Below are 21,370 nucleotides of genomic sequence, written 5' to 3' on the forward strand. Positions count from 1 at the left end.
CTTAGTATCTCCCTTCTCGTGATGAACCAGAACGCGGCGCCGACTCTTGCTGTTGAGGCTGAGAGCTTTGCTCAAGCTCAATACCATATTGGCTGCTCGACGTTTCTTTACGCTGGTTAGCGCCAACGGCTGCGCCTCCCATTAGCTTATCCAGTGGGAGATACATGAGGTTGCTGTTTCCGCTTTGCGAATCCACCATCACCTTACTCGTATTGCTGTACACTTCTTCCATGGTCTGGATGTATAGTCGGTTACGCGTCACACGAGGTGCATCACGATACTCAGGCAAGAGTTTCTCAAATTGAGAGACTTCACCCTCTGCCTCGTTAACGGTACGCTCTTTATAACCCAATGCCGCTTTTTTCAGCGTTTCTGCACGACCCGTTGCTTTCGGCAACACATCATTACGATACGCTTCAGCTTCACGGATAAAGCGGGCCTCATCCTCTCGCGCTGCAATCGCATCATCAAAGGCGTCTTTGACCTGCTCCGGTGGGCGCGCATACTGGAAGTTGACATCCACCACCAACAAGCCCATGTCGTACTTGTCGATGATTTCGTTCAGCTCAACCTGAGTGCGCTCACGCACTTCTTGACGGCCACGAGTGATGATGTCATCCATCAAAGAGTCACCGACGACCGCACGCAATGCTGAATCGGTTGCTTGACGCAAGCTGTCATCTGCATTGGTCACGCTATAAAGATATTGCTGTGGATCCATCACGCGGTACTGGACGTCCATCTCCACGTTGACCACGTTTTCATCTTTGGTCAGCATCAGGCCAGAGCTATTGAGCGAACGAATCGACTCTACATCTACCGTACTGACCGTATCCACAAAGGTTGGCTTCCAGTTCAGGCCCGGTTGAACGATACGATCATACTGACCAAACCGCAGAACCACACCACGCTGAGCTTCCCCGATGGTATAGAACCCGGAAATACCCCAGACAATGATACCTACCAGCGCGAGAACGCCTAGCCCTGCCATACCACCGCCGAACGATGGTCCTTTACCTTTGCGGCCACCTAAGCCGCCCAATTTGCGGCTTAGTTTGTTAAACAATTCATCAAGATCCGGTGGCCCTTGATTACGGCCTCCACGATTCCCCCAGGGGTCTTTGTCGGGACCGCCATTGTTTCCTGGCTCATTCCACGCCATTCGCGCACTCCATCAAATTGATCTGACGATAATTTTTTACTCTAGCAGCCTAATCACTGACGATAAAGTCGCCGAGCTGGTTGCCTTCTCTTTTTTCTAACCGATACCAGTCCGTTTGCGGCAGCCTGACATCGACGAGTAGATGCCCATCATCTTGGTACTCTTCACTGATAACGCATCGCATCTGGTGAAATTTACTTTGCATTCGCCCAGCCATACTTGGTGGCAGCCGTAATTGATGCCGCACCATGGTGCCAGATAAACGCTCGGTAAGGGCTTCAAATATGAGCGCGATACCTTGACCAGACAACGCTGACACCCATACTGCTTTCGGAACGCCCTCTTCGTCCCGTTCAATACGAGGCTCAGCCTGATCCAGACTATCTATTTTGTTCATAATGATAAGATGAGGCACATCCGCCGCATCGATTTCATCCAACACACTGTTGACCGCTTCAATGTTGTCACCAAAGCGTTCATCACTGGCATCGACCACGTGTAGTAGCAAGCTCGCTTCTTGCGTTTCTTGAAGCGTTGCTTTAAATGCCGCGACTAAGTCATGCGGTAAGTGACGAATAAAGCCGACGGTATCCGCCAATATCGCGGTACCCACGTCGTCCACTTCAATACGGCGCAATGTCGGATCCAAGGTGGCAAACAGCTGATCGGCCGAATATACCCCCGCTTCGGTGATCCGATTAAACAAGGTCGATTTGCCCGCATTGGTATACCCGACCAATGACACAGTCGGCACTTCCGCCCGCGCGCGCGCACGTCGCCCTTGCTCACGCTGCTTCGCAACCTTATCCAGTCGCTTTAAAATCGCTTTCACCCGATCACGCACTAAGCGACGGTCTGTTTCTAACTGTGTTTCACCCGGGCCACGCAAGCCAATCCCGCCTTTTTGACGCTCAAGGTGAGTCCAGCCTCGCACAAGCCGGGTAGATAAGTGGCGTAACTGAGCCAGCTCAACTTGCAACTTACCCTCATGGGTACGCGCACGCTGGGCAAAAATATCGAGGATCAATCCGGTTCGGTCTAACACTCGGCATTTAAATCGCTGCTCTAGGTTGCGCTCTTGGGCCGCGGATAAAGTGTGATTAAAAATCACAATGTCCGCGCCGACTTGTTGCACAGTATCTGCTATTTCTTGGGCTTTTCCCTCGCCAACAAAATATTTGGGATGAGGGGACTGACGGCTGCCGACAACAACTTGCAAGGCATCGACACCCGAGGATGACACCAGCATTTGAAATTCGCTGAGATCATCCCACTCGCCATCATGGGTAAAGTTTATATGAACGAGTACAGCCTGTTCACCGGCCTCGTAACGGTCAAACAAGCGAGAGACTCCTTAGCAATAGAATGCTTTATTCCTCAGGTTTTTCTTGCTGACGTTCGCCCTGTGGACGCTCACCAGCCCCTTGATTATTGTTGTGGTGGCTCACAGCACGTGCCGGCACAACGGTTGAAATCGCGTGCTTGTACACCATTTGATTAACCGTATTTTTTAGCAGGATCACGAACTGATCAAACGATTCGATTTGGCCTTGCAACTTAATACCATTTACTAGGTAAATGGAAACAGGAATGCGCTCACGACGTAACGCGTTCAGGAATGGGTCTTGTAATGATTGCCCCTTAGCCATTATTTCTTTTCCTTATTTGTTTGTAATTGTAGTCAATTGTCGCGGTTAAGCAGCGTCCTTGTCAGTGACAGTATACATCAAGTTTCCGTCCCTGCCGTCAACGCTTTTGTCACCGTTTGTAAAGACAGCGACGGCGTGTCGCTATCAAGCCAAGTCACATTATCCCAGCCTCTTAGCCAGGTTATTTGACGCTTGGCTAACTGGCGCGTCGCGCAAATCCCACGGTAAACGGCTTCATCATGGGTGCAACGTCCGGCCAAATAGTCCCACATCTGACGGTACCCGACACAACGAATCGATGGCAGATCGACATGCAGATCATCGCGTTCGTATAATGTGCGTACCTCTTTTTCAAACCCCGCGTCGATCATTTTATCGAAACGAAGCTCGATGCGGCGATGCAATTCGCCTCGATCCTGAGGCGCTATTGCAAATTGGTGTACCTGATACGGCAAAGGTTCACCTTTTTTTTCTGTTAATGCTGTTAGGGTCTGCCCACTGATCCGATAGACTTCTAACGCCCGCATGATTCTTTGCGGATCGTTAGGGTGGATCCGAGCGCCCGACACGGGATCAACCTCGCATAACTGAGCATGTAATGCTTCCCAACCATGCTGTTGCGCCTCGTTTTCTAACCCCTCACGGATATCAGGATCCGCACTCGGCAACGGCGATAGCCCTTCTAACAATGCTTTAAAATACAGCATGGTGCCTCCCACCAACAGTGGGATCTTACCATCGGCGACAATCGTCGCCATTTCTGTGAGCGCATCTTCACGAAAATCTGCCGCCGAGTAGGCTTGAGACGGATCACGAATGTCGATTAGACGATGCGGCGCTTGCGCTAATTCCTCCGCTGTCGGCTTGGCGGTGCCAATATCCATCCCGCGATAAATCAGTGCCGAGTCGACACTAATGATTTCTACCGGCAAGGTCTGGCGCAGCGCAATGGCCAGATCCGTTTTCCCGGACGCGGTCGGTCCCATCAAAAAAATCGCTTTAGGCAGCGGATTAGTCATGCTGTAGTGCTTCTATCACTGAGGTCAGGTCGATGCGTTTAAAGTAGCGCTGGCGGCCCTTTTCTAACGCGTCCCCCTGCCAATATTGTTCAACGTCCGATACGGTTTGTACCGCTTGCGCAAGGCTGACTGGATCCGATGCTACTGTCAACTGCTTTGCCAGCCAACAGCACATACTCGCGCTGTGATCCATGTGGGATTGCTCAGGATCTAATTGCGCTAAAAACGCCAATAACGCAGGGATAAAAGCCTGTAAGTTATGCTGTCTTAGTGGCTGACAGACTGACATCACCATTAATTGCTGCCCTTTAGGGCGAATATGAATACCAAACTGCCCAAGTAACGCCTGATACTGGATCACGCGCTGACACTCTTCTGTAGAGGCAGATAACCGTTGTGGGATCAATAGAGGTTGCGTGACTAGCCCCTCACCCAGAGCGGGTTGTAGCGCGCCTTGATGGCGCCAGCATTCTAACCGGTGATGATCGGCCAGCCATAATCTCTCACCCCATACCATCAGCACATAGTGCTGCTCAACCACTGAAAGCACCTTCCCTAATCCAGGCTGGCCCGTGCTCGTGGTTGTTGAGACGGTATCAAGAGCTGCCGGGACGCTGTCGAATGGCGACAAACTCATCGCACGCGTTGGCGTGGCACCACCTAGGTCAGCCCCGGCATCCGGTTGGGGGGTCATCAATGCTTGATACGCTTGCGTCGCTTGCTTTGAGGGTGAGCGAGAAGGAGTATCCGCTCTCCCCGGCCAGTCTGAACCGTGAGAAGGTCGGCCACGCGTTGGGCCGTCATTGGCGTGGTGCTTATACGCTGTATCACTCGACCAGGAAGCCGGTGATGCTGCGCCTGCCTGCCGTTTACCGGGGTAATCAGGGAACGCGTCAACCGCTTGTTGGTAAGGGTTGGGGTTGGCGGTCGCAGAGGCACGCGGCTGATAAGTGACCGCTTCTCTCACTTCGCCCGTCTCAGGGTTCACACTGTGGTCTTCAGGTAACGACGCTTGTTGTAAGCCGTCATAAATGGCTTGATAGATAAAATCATGCACCAAGCGCGCCTGATGAAAACGGACTTCATGTTTCGCTGGGTGCACATTGACATCCACTTGATGCGGATCGACATCAATATACAGTACGAAAGCGGCGTACTGATCCCTTGCAAGGCTTTGTTCATAACCTTGGCGAATCGCGTGATTAATCAGCTTATCTTTCATCATGCGCTGATTAACAAAGCAATGCTGCATATCATTTTGCTGACGAGCACCTTCTGGTGTGCAAATCCAGCCTGTCAGTGCCATGTCGTGATGATGCAGGTCAATCCGCAACGCATGCTCAACAAACTTTTGCCCACAAATCGCCTTCACGCGGCGTAATGGATCGCCGTTTTCTGGCACACGTCGATACTGGCGCACTTGGGTACCGTTATGGCGCAGGTTGATGGTGATATCAAACCGGCTCAATGCAATGCGCCGCAGTAACTCATCAATGTGGCCAAACTCGGTTTTCTCAGTGCGTAAAAATTTGCGCCGCGCTGGGGTGTTAAAGAATAAGTCCACCACTTCAACGGTACAGCCAACCGGGTGGGCGGCGGGCTTTACATTCACCGCCATCTCTCGCCCCTCAGCAAACGCCGACCATGCTTCTTGCTGGTCAGCAGGACGCGAGGTGATAGTAAGACGTGATACCGAGCTTACACTCGCTAGCGCCTCACCGCGAAATCCGAGGCTCATGATCGCCTCAAGATCATCCAAGCTGTGGATCTTAGACGTGGCGTGTCGACTGAGGGCAAGTTGCAGATCCGCTTTGCTGATCCCACACCCATTATCACGCACGCGGATCAGCTTGCTTCCCCCTTTTTCAATATCCACATCAATACGGGTTGCCCCCGCATCAATGCTGTTTTCTACCAGCTCTTTCACCACCGAGGCGGGACGTTCGACCACCTCCCCAGCAGCAATCTGGTTAGCAAGGCGCGCGGGTAAAATCTCAATCGCCATATCAGCTTCCTGGGATGATCAAGGTTTGCCCGACCGCCAGCGTATCAGAGCGTAATTCATTGGCGCGGCGGAGGCTCTCAATGGTCACTCCGTAATTGCTGGCAATTTTGCCAAGGTATTCACCGCGTTTGACTTTGTGTTTGACCGCTGGCGATGTCGCACCCGGCACGCTTAGCTTTTGCCCCACCCAGAGCGTGTCAGACTTCAAGTTATTCGCGCGGCGCAGCGTCGCCACCGAGACCTGATAATGCTCGGCAATTTTGCCAAGAAACTCTCCGCGACTCACGGTGTGCGTCAGCGTACGCGTTGACGTCGTTTTGCTGGTCTTGCCTGCTAATTTAGCGACATCAACATTGGGGATCGATAACACTTGGCCAACCCGCAAGGTATTGGAGGTTAATCCATTCGCCGATTTTATCGCGGCGACGGAACTCTTATATTTTTTGGCAATGACCGACAGTGACTGGCCGGCACTGACTTTGTGTTTTACCCCGTTTTTGCGCGCAGCAAACAAGGTGCCATCCGGCGGGAAGCGCTCAAAATAATTGCGAATACCATGATAGACCGCATCCGCGAGCCGGCGCTGATGATCCCGCTGAAATAGCAGGCGTTCTTCTTGTGGATTAGAGATAAAGCCAACTTCGACGAGCAAAGACGGTATGTCTGGTGACTTTAATACGGCGAGGCTGGCGTGCTCTGGACTCGATTTATGTAATTTGGTGACTTTGCCGAGCTCCTTTAGGACGCGTTTCGCGACATTAAAGCCTTCCTTTTGCGAGTTACTAAACTGCAAGTCCAATACCGCACGACTTAAGTATTCGTCCTCATTATTCTGTGCCAGCAAAGAGCCCCCACCCAACAAGTTAGATTGCTCTTCATGTTTTTCTATCCAACGACCAATTTCACTGTTCGCACGGCGACGAGAAAGGACCCATACCGATGCGCCACGAGGTTGTGGTTTATGGAAACCATCTGCGTGCACCGAGACCAATAAGTGGGCTTTGTGTTGACGCGCAATTTCAGACCGACGGTTCAAATCGACAAAGTAGTCCCCCGTACGCGTTAAAACCGCACGCATGCCAGGAACAGCGTTAATGCGTGCCGCCGTTTGCTTAGCGATAGAGAGCGTGACATATTTTTCAAATTTACGGCTAGGCCCCACCGCACCGGGATCATTACCGCCATGCCCGGCATCGATTGCCACTACGATATCCTCGGTGCCAAAAGGCAATGCAGCCACCGTCTCACGTCGCTTCTTTTCAGCAACAGACAACGCGGGTTTATTTTTATCTACTTTCTTAGGATGGGGTAAATCAACCACCAGCCGATGGCCATATTCTCCCCCGGGGGCGAGCGAGAAGATATGCGGCTTGGCACCGTCTTTTAACTCAAAAACTAACCGATACGTCGATGCCTCGGGCGGACTGCTCTTACGGATTTTACGCAAGATATCACTGCCTTTGACCGGCTTAGGTAAGCGCGTAGCCAGCTGGCTCTGCTTTAAATCAACCACCAGCCGATCGGGACGTGACAGTGAGAAATAGCTAAAATCCGGTTTATCTTCAAGATCTACCACCACCCGTGTCTCATTGGGGGCGGGCCATACCCGAATATTTTCAATCTTATTGGCCCAACTTGTTGCACTCAACAAACTGGCGATCATCAAGATGCAAAGCCGCTGCCACATCATGCTAGTCTTCCCATTCTAGACGGTCGATAATTGCGATCCCAACGCGGGTATTCGCGTCAATAACCAGTTCACGCTGCTCACCGTCATAGCGCAGAGTAATGTCTAGATCGGCGCGCGGTAACCAGCCTTGGCCTTTTTCCGGCCATTCAATCAAGCAAAGCGCCTGATCATTAAAATAATCACGGATCCCCATAAACTCCAGCTCTTCCGGATCGCCCAACCGATAAAGGTCAAAATGGTATATGTGCCAGGGTGGCAATAGGTAAGGTTCCACGAGCGTATAGGTGGGGCTTTTCACATTCCCGGTATGTCCCATTGCTTGCACAAAACCGCGGCAGAATGTGGTTTTGCCGGCGCCAAGATCACCGTGCAAGTAACAAGTGGTATTTTGCGTACATGCACGCGCCAACGCGGCACCAAACGCCACAGTGCGATCGGCATCAGTCAATGAGGTGGTAAAAGTCTGGGTCATACTACAAAGGGATCTCATCTTTATATGGGTATTCATCGCACCTTGCATGGCTACCGCCACCCGTGCGCTAATCTACTAATTGTTGCAAATAGGGGAATAGATCGCTGGCCAATAACCCCCGTTCACCTGCCTCGGCCGCCTTATCACCCGCTTTGCCATGAAGATAGCACCCCAGAGCAGCGGCAGGAAATAAGTCTACGCCTTGCGCCAGAAGACTGCCTATGACACCCGACAACACATCGCCCATTCCCCCAGACGCCATGCCAGGGTTACCGACATTAGCAACAGCATAATTTGTGCCATCATATACGATTGTTCCCGCTCCTTTAAGTACGGCAACGCCACCATAACGCGTGTGTATCGCTTTGACGGCAGCAAAGCGGTCAAGTTCCACTTCTTTGGTTTCACAACCTAATAAGCGCGCCGCCTCACCGGGATGTGGGGTGAGGATCCAGTCATCGCGATGTTGTGGCTGCCGCGCTAACTTATTGAGGCCATCCGCATCAATCACCTTGGGCATCCGAGCACTCATGGCGATCGTCCACAACGCATCCGACCACGCACTCTGGCCGAGTCCCGGGCCAACGACCAAATGTGTTGCCCATGCCAACGTCTCACTGAGTGATTGGCCGGGCTCCCACCCTTGCGTCATCAGTTCTGGCTGACGTGTTACCAGCATCAGGGTATGCGCTTTTTGCGTCACCACTTTGACAAGCCCGGCACCGGCTCTTAACGCCGCTTGCGCTGACAAGGCCACTGCGCCCCCCATGCCCTGGTCGCCCCCTAAACACAGGACGCGACCGAATTGTCCCTTGTGTGCGCTACGCGAGCGTTTAGGTAAATGCGGCTCGACCCAGTCATCACGAACAAGGTAACCCGCAGGGGTGGACTGACGCGAGAATGCTGTCGCGACATTCAGGCCTGCAAACATTAACTCACCGCGATGGGCAACCGCTTGGCCGGTGAGCAATCCTTGCTTTAACGCAATCAAGGTGACGGTCACATCGGCGTCAATAGCCACGCCTTTCACACAGCCACTATTGGCACAAAGCCCAGAGGGAATATCTACCGCAACCACAGGTACCGCCGCGAGGTTGATGGCGCTGATCGCCTGAGCAAACTCCCCCTCCACGGCACGCGATAATCCGGTACCCAAGATAGCATCGACCACCACATCGAACTGGCTGATCGTTGGTGGGTGTTCAACATAGCTACCACCACAATCTTGCCACTCTTGCCAAGCGGTCGCCGCATCACCCTCCAGTTTGCTTGGTGTCACTAGCGACCACACGGTAACGCTTAACCCCGCGGATTTGGCAAGCCGCGCAATCACATAACCATCACCCGCATTGTTACCGGCACCACATACGATTAATAGTCGAGCCGCATTGGGATAATGTTGATTGATACAGTCAAACACTGACTGCCCAGCACGTAGCATTAGCTGATACATGGGAATCGACAGTGCACGCGCGACCGCTTGCTCGCCTTCACGAACTTGCTCTGCGCGATAGAAACTCTGTGGTAAACTTGTCGCCATTAAGTGCCTCCATTGATTGTACTGCACCACCCAAGGCCTCAGGATCTACCGCTATGTCGCAACCCAAGCCCGATGCATCCATTGATTTCGACCAACTTGCCCAACGTATCAAGCAATGGGGGCAAGCGCTAGGCTTCCAGCAAGTGGGGATCACGGATGTTGATCTCAAGCAACATGAGGCGCAATTACAGCGCTGGCTCGACAACGGGTATCACGGTGAGATGGCGTGGATGGCCAGACATGGCATGATGCGTGCGCGACCGGACGAACTGGTGCCAGGCACAGTGCGCGTGATCTGTGTGCGGATGAACTACTTGCCGCCTAACGCGGGCTTTGCCCAAACACTGGCCAATCCTGATTTAGGATATGTGAGTCGTTACTCGCTGGGACGTGACTACCATAAACTGATTCGGAATCGACTCAAAAAGCTGGGCCAACAGATTGAGGCTGAAGTGGGCCCATACGGATATCGTCCTTTTGTCGACTCTGCACCTGTTTTAGAGCGCCCGCTCGCGGAGAAAGCCGGCTTAGGTTGGACAGGCAAACATTCCCTGATCCTCAATGATGAAACCGGATCCTGGTTCTTTCTCGGTGAGTTATTGGTGGATCTTCCTTTACCCGTCGACACCCCTGTCGAGAATCAGTGCGGTAAATGTGTTGCCTGCATGACCAGTTGTCCCACTCAAGCAATCGTCGCAGAAGGCGTGGTCGACGCGCGCCGCTGCATTTCCTACCTGACTATCGAATATGATGGCGTGATCCCCTTAGAATTTCGCCATGCCATCGGTAACCGTATCTATGGTTGCGATGACTGCCAGCTGGTTTGTCCGTTTAACCGTGAGGCCGAGATCACCTTAGAGGCCGATTTTCATTGTCGCCCCAGCCTCGAACAACAGCCACTCACCACGCTGTTCAACTGGGATGAGGAGACCTTCTTATCGCTCACACAGGGGTCGGCGATACGTCGCATCGGGATCCAAAAATGGCGGCGCAACCTAGCGATTGCCATGGGCAATGCCCCCTTCAATCAAGCGATCATCGACAGTCTCAAGGCGCGGCTCGGTGAGGACGAGCTGGTTGACGAACATATTCACTGGGCGCTCAGCGAACAAGAGAAAAAACGACAGCGTATTGATGTCAAACCATTACCCACAGGGACGCGTCGTCTCGTGCGCATCATAGAAAAAGGATTGCCTCGTGACGCTTAATCGGGGGCTTACAAGCGGAAAGATGACGCTATTCACATAATGTGGAAAACCGTCACGCAATGCGCATTTATGGTGCGCTTTTTGATAGTTAAACACATTGATGGTGCATTAAGCGAGCAAGATCACGTAAGTGAATAACACTGTGGAAAAGCGTTAGCTAACCTGAAAGAAAACCATGTATTTTTCTTATTTTACAAGCAGTTAAGGTATGTTTGCGTTTATTTCACATGTGCAACATAGATACCGTGCCTGATGATAAGATAACCAGCACCGTACACAGCAACAAATCCATTAACTGGTTTATCCACAACGCTTTCTCTGTGGATAAGTCTGTGCAGTATTGGTAAAAACCGCGCCACCGTGCGCTTTCAGAGAAAGCATGGACAGATGGGATTTGTGTAAGAAATGATGCTTCACAGCATTAAAGATGGCGCTATCTTAAACGCCACACTGGTGGTTAACCAAGTGATTGGAGCGACACACGGGGTTCGAACCCGTGACCTCAACCTTGGCAAGGTTGCGCTCTACCAGCTGAGCTAGTGTCGCTTATTCCGAATTGTTGTTTGGAGCGACATACGAGGTTCGAACTCGTGACCTCAACCTTGGCAAGGTTGCGCTCTACCAGCTGAGCTAATGTCGCATTGCTGATGCATTACATCGCATTTTAATTTGGAGCGACACACGAGGTTCGAACTCGTGACCTCAACCTTGGCAAGGTTGCGCTCTACCAGCTGAGCTAGTGTCGCTTAGATCGACCTGATCAACATCAGATCGATATTAATTTGGAGCGACATACGAGGTTCGAACTCGTGACCTCAACCTTGGCAAGGTTGCGCTCTACCAGCTGAGCTAATGTCGCTTTCAACAGACGATTCACGTCGTTAGGGCTGCGAATTATACGAAGAAAAAACCGGGTTGCAAGTGCTGGTGAGCAATTTTTTGGTTTTTTCTTTTAATCGCTCAAAAGAGCATCAGATCGATGACTGCCTCATCAGATCGTTAAGATCCTCTCTCGATAGAAGCGTAATTCTGCAATTGATTCTCGGATGTCGTCAAGCGCTAAATGGGTTCCCTGTTTAGAGAAATCATTCAACACCTCAGGTTGCCATCGACGTACCAGCTCTTTTAACGTACTTACATCCACCGTACGGTAATGAAAATAGCGCTCGAGCGCTGGCATGTGGCGATAGAGGAAGCGTCGATCTTGCCCCACACTATTACCGCAAATCGGTGACGCGCCAGACGGCACCCATTGCGATAAGAAAGCGATGGTCTGCTCAATGGCGGTTTGCTCGTCAATATCACTCTGTTGTACGCGCGCCACTAAGCCAGACTGGCTATGGGTACGCGTGCACCAATCATCCATTTTGTCGAGCTCGCTTTGCGGTTGATGTACCGCCAGGACGGGCCCCTCAGCCAGAATATTCAACTGTGCATCGGTGACAATTGTCGCGATCTCAATGATCTTATGTGTATCCGGATCCAGCCCCGTCATTTCCAGATCAATCCAGATTAAATTGTTTTCACTGAACGCCATTGAACTTGCCTTTTTTATCGATAAACCATGTATCATACTGTGCTTGATATGAAAGCCAACTTAACCGATAAGAGTCAACGTGGCAAAAAAGAAAAAACTGACGAAGGGTCAACTGCGACGGGTAAGATCCAACCAACAACGCCGGATCAAAGAGAAAGATACCGATCTGCAATGGGAAGATGCCGCACTGGAATCCGCGCGGGAAGGGCGGGTTATCACGCGGTTTGGACAACATGCTGATATCGAAGATCCCGACACAGGTAAGATACACAGATGCAATATTCGTCGCACTGTCCATAGTCTGGTCACTGGCGACCGTGTAGTATGGCGACCCGGTAAAGAAGCGCTCGATGGCTTTGCTGGCGTTGTGGAGGCGGTGCATGAACGTGACTCCGTGCTCACTCGCCCCGATTATTACGATGGGGTCAAGCCCGTCGCGGCGAACATTGATCAGGTGGTGATCGTGGCCGCTATTTTGCCCGAGCTGTCGCTCAACATTATCGACCGCTACCTTATTGCCTGTGAAGCACTGGATATCGCGCCCCTGATTGTGATCAACAAAGTCGATTTGTTGGATGAAGAGGGCCATGAGATGGTCGATGATCTGCTCGATATCTATCGAGATATTGGTTATCCCCTCGTGATGGTCAGTGCGGACTCGGGCGAAGGCATGTCAGCGTTGATGACACACCTAGACCAGCATGTGAGCGTCTTTGTTGGGCAGTCCGGCGTCGGGAAGTCCAGTTTGGTCAATACCCTACTCCCCGATGTGCACGCGCATACGCATCAGGTATCGGAAAATTCAGGGCTTGGTCAACATACCACCACCGCCGCACGCTTGTATCATTTTGATCAAGGCGGCGATCTGATTGACTCCCCCGGCGTCCGTGAGTTTGGCTTATGGCATTTAGAACCGGAACAAATTGCTCATGGCTTTGTCGAATTTCGTGATTATTTAGGTGGCTGTAAGTTCCGCGATTGCAAACATGGCGATGATCCTGGTTGCCTACTGCGACAAGCGGTCGAAGACGGACACATTAGTGTCGAACGTTTTGATAGCTACCATCGCATCATTGAGAGCATGAAAGAAGCCAAAGACAACCGTCAGTTCTCGCGGAATAAGCAACACTGAGCGATTGTCACTTTACTGACAGATTCGCTACACTGCGCGCCAATAAAAGGCACGTCACTGACATCAACAACCCGATAATTGGTTAGGACTACACTGTGCGAGACGATTTGAAAGTCGGCCTACAATACCTTACGCCGAAACACGCGTTGACCCGATTGATGGGGAAACTTGCTAACTTGAAAGCGGGTTGGTTCACCACCGCTGTGATCAAATGGTTTATCAAGCAATATCACGTGGATATGAGCGAAGCAAAAGTGAGCGATCCCAGCCACTATCGCACCTTTAATGATTTTTTCGTTCGCGAGTTGAAGCCGGCGCTGCGCCCCATCGATGGCGACGAGGCAACGCTGGTCTTTCCGGCTGACGCCTGTGTCAGTCAAGCAGGCGCGATTGAACAGGGCCGCTTGATTCAAGCCAAAGGCCATAGCTTCTCTCTGACCGAGTTAGTGGGTGGAGATGACACGCTTGCGGCGCAATTTGACCAAGGCGAATTCGCCACCTTGTACCTTTCTCCTCGCGACTATCACCGCGTTCACATGCCGTGTGACGGTGTGTTGCGAGAGATGATTTATATTCCTGGCGATTTGTTTTCAGTGAACCCACTGACGGCAGAAAACGTGCCAAACCTCTTTGCGCGGAATGAGCGCGTGGTGTGCGTCTTTGATACCGCGTTTGGCCCCATGGCACAAATATTGGTCGGCGCCACCATTGTTGGCAGTATCGAAACCACGTGGGCCGGGACGGTGACCCCGCCAACCGGTGGCAGTATTCGTCGTTGGCAATATCCAACCGACGGTGAGCAGGCGATGCACTTTGCTCAAGGAGAGGAAATGGGCCGATTCAAACTGGGCTCTACCGTGATTAACCTCTTCCCTAAAGGGGCGGTACGCTTTGATGACGCCGTCTTACCTGGTGAGCCGACACAATTGGGGCAAGCTTACGCACACCGCCAGCACTAACGTCCCGCTAAAAACCTGGGAAAAATGTGAAATATGGGGCATTTATGCCCCTTTTTTGTGTCGAAATTCGGATATTTTTCCCGTTAATCCAAGATAAAGCGCCGTATGATACGGATATTCCATTACTGATAATAAGGCGCACGCGACTCTTCGCGTCTAAGGCGGAACGCGCTCGCCCATCCATGACGAAGGAGCGTATTTGTGGTTAATGCTCGTTTTATCAAATTGCTGGTCGCCCTCGGCTTACCGCTGTTACTACTGTTAGTCCCTACCGATTGGTTACCCATTGCTAACCTCACTATTATTCAGCACCGTTTGTTAGCGATATTTCTGATGGCGGCCTTGCTGTGGGTCCTTGAGCCTGTGCCGGTGTTTTCAACCTCTTTGCTGATCATTACCCTGCAGTTGGTGATGATATCCGATAAAGGCTTACACTGGTTTCGCGGTATCACACTGCATCATCCTCGCGGAGACTTAATTCCTTATACCGACATTCTCAGCGCCTTTTCATCCCCTATCATTATTCTGTTTATGGGAGGGTTTTCACTGGCTATTGCCGCATCAAAATATGAACTCGACATCAATTTGGCACGTGTGCTGTTGAGGCCGTTTGGTCACCACCCTAAATTTATCATGCTTGGCCTGATGCTGATTACCGCGGTATTTTCGATGTTTATGTCAAACACTGCCACCACGGTGATGATGCTGGCCCTATTAACGCCAATTATCGCGGTGTTACCCAAAGGTGATCCTTTGGTCAAGGCACTCGTGCTTTGTATTCCCGTGGCAGCGAATACCGGTGGCATTGCCACACCTATCGGCACACCACCTAACGCTATTGCCTTACAGTATTTAACGGGGGAGTATAAAGTCTCTTTTCTGGGTTGGATGCAGATGGGCCTGCCTTTCGTGATCGTTCAGCTCACCTTCGCCTGGTGGCTATTACAACGGCTCTTTCAGAGTCAACAAACCCGCGTGAACCTCGCTTTAGAAGGCCGTTTTTTACAAAGCTGGCAGGCTTACACTGTCTATATCACCTTCGCCCTCACGATCGTACTGTGGCTCACCACCAGTTTGCATGGCATGAATACTTATGTGGTGGCGGTGATCCCACTGGCGATTTTTACCCTCACTGGCATTATTGGTAAGCCAGAGCTCAAACAAATTAACTGGGATGTGTTGTGGCTGGTCGCTGGCGGGATTGCCATGGGGATCGCGCTCGACCAAACCGGCCTAGCCGCGGCGCTCGCTCATGCGGTCGATTACAGCCTGCTTACCGCCATGACGGTGCTGGTTACCTTGTCGATTATCTGCTGGCTGATGGCGAACTTTATGTCCAACACAGCCACCGCTAACCTCTTAATGCCGATAGCCGCGGCCATCGCGACCTCCATGCCCGCACTGGCAAGCATTGGCGGTATGCAGGGGCTATTGATTGTGGTCGCTTTTTCCGCTTCCTTGGGGATGATACTGCCGGTCTCGACGCCACCCAATTCCCTAGCATATTCAACCGGATTTATCAGCAGTCAAGATTTGGTCAAAGTCGGTATCATCTTAGGCATAAGTGGCTTAGGCCTAGTTTATACCGCTGTCCTCTTACTCACATGACAATCGTTTAACGATTGAGACACAAAACGATAGATTCGCCCCAGAACGAGAAAATTGATATTTTTCATCCGCTAAAAATGGGATAACACTGATGATGTGAGTAAGACAGCCAGCTGAGCTTTGAGGATAAACCCACTTTTTGCAAAATTCTTTATCCCTCATTGACTCAAGCTTTCTACAATTAATCAGATACTCAATAAGAAAGTATCATCAAAACGTGGTAGTACGAGGGATCTTTAATGAAATTCACCATCAAGACCAAAATATTGCTTGCTGTTGCTTTGGTCGTTGCCTTAGTCAGTGCAGTACAGGCATGGTTTTCCGTTAACCAATTGGAACAAGAGACGCAGCAAAACGTCACTGAGCAAATGCGCGATGTCGGTCTTTCCACCAGCAACTTTATCGAAGAGTGGCTAGATATCCGCAGTGACATGCTAGTCGCCAATGTGCCACTGATTGCGACCCAGAAGAATGTCGATCGTGAATTATTGCTGACCAAGCGCCAGGGTAACTTTCTCACCGTTTACGCCGGCTTTGCAGACGGCTCGATTGCTTATGGTGACAAAACAGAAAGCTGGCCGGCCAATTATGACCCGCGGACTCGACCTTGGTACAAACAAGCCAACGCCGCCAATGAGCTCATTATCACACCGCCTTATGTCGATGCCAATGGTGCCGGGATGGTGATCAGTTTTGCCAAATCGTTCGATCAACGCTTTGAGGGCGTTATCGCGGCGGATCTCTCCGTTGACGCCATTGTGCAAGAAGTGCTCAACGTGCGGTTACCCAACCAAGGTTTCGCCTTTTTGGTGGACGGGAATAACAATGTCGTCGCTTATCGGGATACCGCGCTCAGTACCAAAGCGCTCACCGAGGTTGACGATGAGCTCACCCCCGCTTTTATCCAAAAGGCCCGTAACAGTGACGCACTCGCGAGCATTACCTTTGACGGTGACGGAAGAGAAAAACTGCTCGCCGTGACGCCCGTTGAAGGCGCTGACTGGAGCCTTGGCGTGGTACAAGATAAAAAGTTGGCGTTTGCGTCTGTCTCAGAGCAGATTGTGTCCACCTTGGTCACGTCAGTGATTCTCTTTGTGATCATTGCATTGATTGCCGGCGCCCTTATCCACCGGATGTTAGCCCCCCTGACCCAACTGACACAGGCAGTGAGCTCGCTGTCAAAAGGCAGTGGGGATCTGACTCAGCGCCTTGATATTGTCCGTAAAGATGAAATCGGTGAGCTAGCCGGGCACGTCAATGCGTTCCTTGAGCAGTTACAAGCGATGATAGGCCGCAGCGTCACCCAGAGTGTCACCTTATCGGATCGCGCAGACCAATGTCGCAATCTTGCTCACCAGTCCAGTAGCTTGGTGGGGCAGCAACAGGGCGATGTCGATCAAATTGCTACCGCCATCCATGAGATGTCGACCACCGCCAACGAAGTTGCGAGTAACGCTGAACAAACCGCTCGCTCTGCCCAAGAAGCGGAGAGCTCTTGCCGTGATGGATTAGAGGTGGTGGAGAGCAACCGTGATGCCATTACCCAACTGGCGGAACAAGTGGAGCAAGCGACGGATGTGATTCGAGAGTTGGATACCAATTCACAAAGCATCAACCAAATCATCTCCACCATTCAGGATATTGCTGAACAAACCAACCTACTCGCGCTTAACGCCGCCATTGAGGCCGCCCGAGCCGGCGAACAAGGTCGTGGCTTTGCTGTCGTCGCCGATGAAGTGCGTGTATTAAGTCAGCGTACTCATGACTCCACGGAAGAGATCCGTAACATGATTGAAACGCTACAAAACACCACTCAACGCGCGGTGGATGGCATGACCCAAAGTAATGATATGGCGACCTCAAGTGTCGAGCGCGCGGCCTCAGCGAGCGAGAAACTCAACGAAATCACCCGTGCAATTGGCGACATTTCTGAGATGGCGGCACAAATTGCCAGCGCGGCTGAAGAGCAACGTGCGGTGACCGAGGATATCAACCGCAATACCCAAGCGGTGCGTGACCTATCGTTAGAGATCCACCAAAAATCCAATGAAACGGGCGAGCAAGGTGAGCAAATGGCGCAAGATGCGCAAGAAATGCACAACGACCTCTCCAAATTCAAAGTATAACCTGAGCCACTGCAGTCTGCCTGCCTGGGTAGGCAGACTGTCACTGGCAGAAAGATCACAGATTCATCCATCTTCTCGCGCTTTGCCGCTGTTGTGACCGCATTTTGTCTTATCGATCCAACTTTAGTGCAAACGTTGCGTATACACTTGTGACACTTTTCAAGCAGATGGAAATGTGTCTATGCCCAAGCCAACCATTAAGCTAAAAATCATTGTGGCGATTGCCTTTATCGTGGCCTTGGTCAGTGCGGTACTTGCCAGCATTTCTGTGCGTCAACTCCAAAGCGAGACGACCAGCAGTATCACCAAGCAAATGCATGATGTCGGGGATGCCACCGTCCAGTTTATCGATAGCTGGCTGAGTACGCGCGCCGATATGCTATTGGCAAACGAATCACTGATCGCCAATAAGGCTAATGTGGATCGCGAGCTTCTTGTCACCAAGCGAGCGGGGCACTTTCTCTCCGTATATGCCGGCTTTGAAGATGGCCGTATCGCCTACGGTGATAAAAGCGAAGATTGGCCCGCCGACTATGATCCGCGCACTCGCCCTTGGTATCAAAGCGCCAGTGACGCCAATGGCTTAATCATTACCGAGCCCTATCAAGATTTTGACGGCAGTTTGGTGGTCAGTCTCGCCAAGGCCTTCAATGGCCAATATCAAGGCGTGCTGGCTGCCGATGTCACCGTCACCGATATTGTCGAGCAAGTGTTAAATTTAAAACTCAGTAATGGCTTTGCCTTTCTCGTCGATGGTGACAACCGCTTAGTGGCGTATCGCGACACAGATCTCAGTCGCCAACCCCTCACTGAGCTGGATGAAGAGCTCACCCCGACATTTATGGCCAATGCAAGCGCACAACGCCAACTCACCACCTTTGAGCTCAATGGCAAAGAAAAGCTACTCGCGGCTATCGAAGTACCTAATACCGATTGGACCTTGGGTATCGTTGAAGACAAGACGCAAGCCTATGCCTCAGTATCAGAGCAAATTACCTTTGTGCTGATCGCCTCAGTGATTTTGTTTATCGTGATTGCCTTTGTCGCCGGCGCGTTAATCAAACAACTGCTAAAGCCATTAGGCGAGCTGACAGGGGCCGTGCGCACGCTCTCTGCAGGTGAAGGCGATCTGACGCAAAGGATCAACATCGCCCGCCAAGATGAAATTGGCGAATTGGCTGAATACGTCAATGCCTTCCTCGCTCAGCTCCAGCAAATGGTGGGTAAAGCAGTGAACCAAAGCATGACGTTGTCAGAAAGTGCTGAGGAGTGCCGAACCCACGCCCTGCAATCCAGTCAGCTGGTTGATAAGCAGCAAAATGATGTTGATCAGATCGCGACTGCGATCCACGAAATGTCGACCACAGCCAACGAGGTCGCCAGTCACGCCGAAGATACGGCCTCATCGGCGCAACAAGCGGAGCAGTCATGCCAAGAAGGGTTGAGCGTGGTCGGCGATAACCGCAATGCCATCACTCAGTTGGCCGAGCAAGTGGAGCGAGCCACTAATGTGATCCGCGAGCTGGATGAAAATGCACAGAGCATTAACCAAATCATCGCGACGATTCAAGGGGTGGCAGAACAAACCAACTTGCTTGCCCTAAACGCGGCGATTGAGGCAGCGCGGGCAGGCGATCAAGGGCGCGGTTTTGCGGTGGTCGCCGATGAAGTGCGTGTGCTCAGCCAGCGTACCCATGACTCCACCGAAGAAATTCGCAACATGATTGAGACGCTGCAGCACACCACGCAGCGCGCGGTCGATGATATGACTCAGAGTAACGAGATGGCCACCTCCAGTGTGGATCGCGCCGAAGCGGCCAGTGAGCGCCTGAATCAAATCACCAGCGCCATTGGTACTATCTCAGAAATGGCGATTCAAATTGCCAGCGCCGCCGAGGAGCAGCGCGCGGTCACTGACGACATCAATCGCAATACCCAAGCGGTGAAAGATCTGTCTTATGAGATCCACCAGCAAGCCAGTGCTACCGGCGATCAGGGAGAAAGTATGGCGCAAGCCGCGCGGGATATGCATCAAGATCTGTCAAAATTTAAAGTCTAGGTGAATGCCCTTTCAGACGCCGCCGCAAGGCGGCGTTTTTCTTATGGCGCTACGCGCGTGAGACAGGAAACGCAGTCACCGCATCAATGTGATCACAACCGAGCGCGAGCATCACAAGGCGATCGATCCCTAGCGCAACCCCTGCGCAATCAGGTAGGCCACTTTCCAGCGCTGACAACAAGTGCTCATCGATAGGTTGTGGTGGTAGACCGCGAGCCACACGTGCCGCATTATCCGCCTCAAACCGCTGTCGCTGCTCGTTGGCGTCTTGCAATTCATAAAAGCCATTGGCCAGCTCAACCCCTCGGTAATATACCTCAAACCGATGCGCAACACGCGTGTCTGCTTCGCTGATTTTAGCCAACGCGGCTTGCGATGCCGGAAAGTCATAAATAAAGGCGGGCACCTGCTGGCCAATATGCGGCTCCACCATCACGGAGAAAAGCAGCTGCAGCAAGGTCTCTTTGTCGGTTTCATCCTGAGTGATATCGGTGAGCCCTTGGGTGGCAGCCAGTGCACGCAACTGATCAATATCCGCAGTGAGAGGGCACAGTCCGGTGAGAGATTCAAAGACCGTTTGATAGCTCATCCGTGTCGCAGCTTGGCACCTCAGCACCTGTTGTAACAAGGCATCCATTTCATCCATCAAGTCATGGTGGGTATAGCCAGGTTGATACCACTCCAACATCGTAAACTCGGGGTTATGGTAGCGCCCCGCTTCTTCATTCCGAAACGCTTTGCTGATTTGATAAATAGCCCCACTTCCAGCGGCTAATAGCCGCTTCATATGGAACTCTGGACTGGTCATGAGGTGCAAGGCGACGCCGTCAGCAAAACCCGGCCCAACCAAAGACGTTGTGAAGCTATGAAGGTGCACATCGGTCACCGCCGCTTGACTCAGTGCTGGGGTATCCACTTCCCATACATCACGGACGGCAAAAAATTGACGGATACGGGCTATGATCGCAGCGCGCTTTTTTAGTTGTGACACGCTTGCCGTTGGCTGCCACCGATTCCTCTCACTCATACGTTTACCCTTGCGCTCTCTGATGGCGCCAGTCTATCGCTGCCGCCTGGAATGACAAGTGCTCATCACCGCTGTCACACAGCAACTATGTGTCACACGACGCATTTTCTTGGTGAGTATTTCTCATTTTTACAAGAGAGGCAGGCACTTAACGACTAACATCACACTTTTATGCAA

The 21,370-nt window shown here is 51.8% G+C and carries 16 protein-coding genes and 4 tRNA genes; 6 read left to right on the forward strand and 14 right to left on the reverse strand.

What is annotated here, in order from left to right; genetic code table 11:
* Window position 1 precedes the first annotated feature (1 nt).
* From hflK to WN56_RS07205, 8 genes are all read right to left on the reverse strand, one after another.
* On the reverse strand, window positions 2-1,162 hold the full coding sequence (gene hflK, locus WN56_RS07170) for an FtsH protease activity modulator HflK (RefSeq protein ID WP_046074379.1): 1,161 nt from the start codon (window positions 1,160-1,162) through the stop codon (window positions 2-4).
* A gap of 49 nt (window positions 1,163-1,211) precedes the next feature.
* The gene (gene hflX, locus WN56_RS07175; protein ID WP_046074380.1) at window positions 1,212-2,504 is read right to left on the reverse strand and encodes a ribosome rescue GTPase HflX; all 1,293 of its coding nucleotides are present in this window, start codon (window positions 2,502-2,504) and stop codon (window positions 1,212-1,214) included.
* A 28-nt stretch (window positions 2,505-2,532) separates the two neighbouring features.
* The gene (hfq, locus tag WN56_RS07180; protein WP_046074381.1) at window positions 2,533-2,811 is read right to left on the reverse strand and encodes an RNA chaperone Hfq; all 279 of its coding nucleotides are present in this window, start codon (window positions 2,809-2,811) and stop codon (window positions 2,533-2,535) included.
* A 77-nt stretch (window positions 2,812-2,888) separates the two neighbouring features.
* Window positions 2,889-3,830: a tRNA (adenosine(37)-N6)-dimethylallyltransferase MiaA gene (gene miaA, locus WN56_RS07185; protein ID WP_046074382.1), complete on the reverse strand. Its 942-nt coding sequence runs from the start codon at window positions 3,828-3,830 to the stop codon at window positions 2,889-2,891.
* Window positions 3,823-5,835 carry a DNA mismatch repair endonuclease MutL gene (gene mutL / locus WN56_RS07190; RefSeq protein ID WP_046074383.1) on the reverse strand — a complete coding sequence of 671 codons (2,013 nt, stop codon included), beginning with the start codon at window positions 5,833-5,835 and terminating at the stop codon, window positions 3,823-3,825. Before mutL ends, miaA begins: the two co-directional genes overlap by 8 nt.
* Window position 5,836: 1 nt before the next feature.
* Window positions 5,837-7,525 carry a LysM peptidoglycan-binding domain-containing protein gene (locus tag WN56_RS07195; RefSeq protein ID WP_046074384.1) on the reverse strand — a complete coding sequence of 563 codons (1,689 nt, stop codon included), beginning with the start codon at window positions 7,523-7,525 and terminating at the stop codon, window positions 5,837-5,839.
* Window position 7,526: 1 nt separating this feature from the next.
* Complete coding sequence (gene tsaE, locus WN56_RS07200) at window positions 7,527-7,997, reverse strand: tRNA (adenosine(37)-N6)-threonylcarbamoyltransferase complex ATPase subunit type 1 TsaE (RefSeq protein WP_046074385.1); 471 nt, start codon at window positions 7,995-7,997, stop codon at window positions 7,527-7,529.
* A gap of 67 nt (window positions 7,998-8,064) precedes the next feature.
* On the reverse strand, window positions 8,065-9,537 hold the full coding sequence (locus WN56_RS07205; protein WP_046074386.1) for a bifunctional ADP-dependent NAD(P)H-hydrate dehydratase/NAD(P)H-hydrate epimerase: 1,473 nt from the start codon (window positions 9,535-9,537) through the stop codon (window positions 8,065-8,067).
* Between the two features lie 80 nt (window positions 9,538-9,617).
* Here WN56_RS07205 and queG point away from each other — a divergent pair, with 80 nt between their 5' ends.
* Complete coding sequence (queG, locus tag WN56_RS07210; RefSeq protein ID WP_156146663.1) at window positions 9,618-10,745, forward strand: tRNA epoxyqueuosine(34) reductase QueG; 1,128 nt, start codon at window positions 9,618-9,620, stop codon at window positions 10,743-10,745.
* A gap of 470 nt (window positions 10,746-11,215) precedes the next feature.
* On the opposite strand, the gene WN56_RS07215 is transcribed toward queG, so the two are convergent.
* The 5 genes from WN56_RS07215 to orn form a co-directional block, all read right to left on the reverse strand.
* Window positions 11,216-11,291, reverse strand: a tRNA-Gly gene (locus WN56_RS07215).
* Window positions 11,292-11,309: 18 nt separating this feature from the next.
* A tRNA-Gly gene (locus WN56_RS07220) sits at window positions 11,310-11,385 on the reverse strand.
* 30 nt (window positions 11,386-11,415) lie between these two features.
* Window positions 11,416-11,491: transfer RNA gene (locus WN56_RS07225), tRNA-Gly, on the reverse strand.
* Between the two features lie 37 nt (window positions 11,492-11,528).
* Window positions 11,529-11,604, reverse strand: a tRNA-Gly gene (locus WN56_RS07230).
* 132 nt (window positions 11,605-11,736) lie between these two features.
* Complete coding sequence (gene orn / locus WN56_RS07235; protein ID WP_046074388.1) at window positions 11,737-12,282, reverse strand: oligoribonuclease; 546 nt, start codon at window positions 12,280-12,282, stop codon at window positions 11,737-11,739.
* A gap of 79 nt (window positions 12,283-12,361) precedes the next feature.
* On the opposite strand from orn, the gene rsgA reads away from it, so the two are divergent.
* From rsgA to WN56_RS07260, 5 genes are all read left to right on the forward strand, one after another.
* Complete coding sequence (gene rsgA, locus WN56_RS07240; RefSeq protein WP_046074389.1) at window positions 12,362-13,414, forward strand: small ribosomal subunit biogenesis GTPase RsgA; 1,053 nt, start codon at window positions 12,362-12,364, stop codon at window positions 13,412-13,414.
* Between the two features lie 158 nt (window positions 13,415-13,572).
* Window positions 13,573-14,373 carry an archaetidylserine decarboxylase gene (gene asd / locus WN56_RS07245; protein WP_152799775.1) on the forward strand — a complete coding sequence of 267 codons (801 nt, stop codon included), beginning with the start codon at window positions 13,573-13,575 and terminating at the stop codon, window positions 14,371-14,373.
* 201 nt (window positions 14,374-14,574) lie between these two features.
* Window positions 14,575-15,981, forward strand: a complete 1,407-nt coding sequence (locus tag WN56_RS07250; RefSeq protein WP_046074391.1) for a DASS family sodium-coupled anion symporter — start codon at window positions 14,575-14,577, stop codon at window positions 15,979-15,981.
* Window positions 15,982-16,220: 239 nt separating this feature from the next.
* Window positions 16,221-18,107, forward strand: coding sequence for a methyl-accepting chemotaxis protein (locus WN56_RS07255; protein WP_046074392.1), 1,887 nt, complete (start codon window positions 16,221-16,223; stop codon window positions 18,105-18,107).
* A 181-nt stretch (window positions 18,108-18,288) separates the two neighbouring features.
* Complete coding sequence (locus WN56_RS07260; protein WP_046074393.1) at window positions 18,289-20,166, forward strand: methyl-accepting chemotaxis protein; 1,878 nt, start codon at window positions 18,289-18,291, stop codon at window positions 20,164-20,166.
* Window positions 20,167-20,215: 49 nt separating this feature from the next.
* Here the strand turns inward: WN56_RS07260 and epmA are convergent, their stop codons facing one another.
* Window positions 20,216-21,193, reverse strand: a complete 978-nt coding sequence (epmA, locus tag WN56_RS07265) for an elongation factor P--(R)-beta-lysine ligase (protein ID WP_046074394.1) — start codon at window positions 21,191-21,193, stop codon at window positions 20,216-20,218.
* Between the last annotated feature and the right edge of the window lie 177 nt (window positions 21,194-21,370).

The sequence above is a fragment of the Salinivibrio sp. KP-1 genome, assembly GCF_000968645.1.
Classification (GTDB): domain Bacteria; phylum Pseudomonadota; class Gammaproteobacteria; order Enterobacterales; family Vibrionaceae; genus Salinivibrio; species Salinivibrio siamensis.